Below are 1,418 nucleotides of genomic sequence, written 5' to 3' on the forward strand. Positions count from 1 at the left end.
CCGCGCTGGCCACGCAGGCCCTGTTCGAACGCGCGCTGAAGGCCTACCGCGCCGCCGGTAACGCCGCGCCTGACGGCCTGTCCGAGCTGATCATCGGCCGCGCCGATGTCGGCGAAGCGATGGTCGACGACGCCCGTGTGGCGCTGGTCTCCGCCACCGGCTCGACCCGCATGGGCCGCGCCGTTGGCCCGCGCGTGGCGGCGCGCTTCGGCCGTTCGCTGCTGGAGCTGGGTGGCAACAACGCCATCATCGTCACGCCCAGCGCCGACCTGGAGCTGGCGGTGCGCGGCATCCTGTTCGGCGCCTACGGCACGGCCGGCCAGCGCTGCACGACGACGCGCCGCGTCATCGCCCACGAGAGCATCCATGACGCCCTGGTCGAGCGCCTGGACCGCGCCCGCGCCCAGCTGCCCATCGGTTCGCCGGTTGAGCAGGGCACGCTGATCGGTCCGCTGATCGACGCGCAGTCCTTCGACGCGATGCAGTTTGCCTTGAGCGCCGCGCGCGAGCAGGGCGGCCTTGTGTCAGGTGGCGAGCGCGCGCTGGCCGATCGCTTCCCCGAGGCCTACTACGCCGTGCCGGCTCTGGTGCGCATGCCTTCGCAGACCGAAGTGGTGTGCCACGAGACCTTCGCGCCCATCCTGTACACGCTGAAGTACAAGACGCTGGAAGAAGCCATCGAGCTGCAGAACGGCGTGCCGCAAGGTTTGTCGAGCGCGATCTTCACAACCGACATCCGCGAGGCCGAGCGCTTCATGAGCGCCTCGGGCAGCGACTGCGGCATCGCCAACGTCAACATTGGCACGTCCGGTGCGGAGATCGGCGGTGCGTTTGGTGGCGAGAAGGAAACGGGCGGCGGCCGCGAGAGCGGTTCGGATGCCTGGAAGGCCTATATGCGCCGCACCACCAACACGGTGAATTACTCGAGCGAGCTGCCTCTTGCTCAGGGAGTGAAGTTCGACATCTGAGTCGACTTCGTCGTGGGAGGGCTGAGAACTAGGCTATAGTCCGGCCTCCCTGAAAGCCCAGGTGGCGGAATTGGTAGACGCACTAGTTTCAGGTACTAGCGGGTAACTCCGTGGAGGTTCGAGTCCTCTCCTGGGCACCAAACAAGAAAGGCCAGCACGCAAGTGCTGGCCTTTTGCGTTTGGGCCCAGGAGAGGGCTCGAAGGGCGCGTCGTCGTGGACCGAGGACAAGCCCTGCGGCTTGTCCGACGCCTCGACGAAGGCTTCGCGCCTCTGGCGCGTTGCCGTCCGCCGGGGTCGCCGGAGGTGACCGAGTCCCCGCTGAGGTGCCCTCGATGGGCGCCTTAGCGAGTGGTGGCGGCAACCGAGCCCGCTGTGGTGGCGCCAAACCACCGCTCTTCAAACTCCCGCGCCGGCACTCCCTTCCCAAACCACCACCCCTGCCCCCAATC

General features: G+C 67.7%; 1 protein-coding gene and 1 tRNA gene. Both read left to right on the plus strand.

Features of this window, described 5'->3' with window-relative positions:
- A partial coding sequence (locus AC1DU6_RS31130) for an aldehyde dehydrogenase family protein (protein ID WP_477861989.1) occupies positions 1-968 on the plus strand: 968 nt, incomplete at its 5' end.
- A 55-nt stretch (positions 969-1,023) separates the two neighbouring features.
- A tRNA-Leu gene (locus AC1DU6_RS31135) sits at positions 1,024-1,108 on the plus strand.
- Positions 1,109-1,418 lie beyond the last annotated feature (310 nt).

The organism is Roseateles sp. P5_B10, from assembly GCF_056400485.1.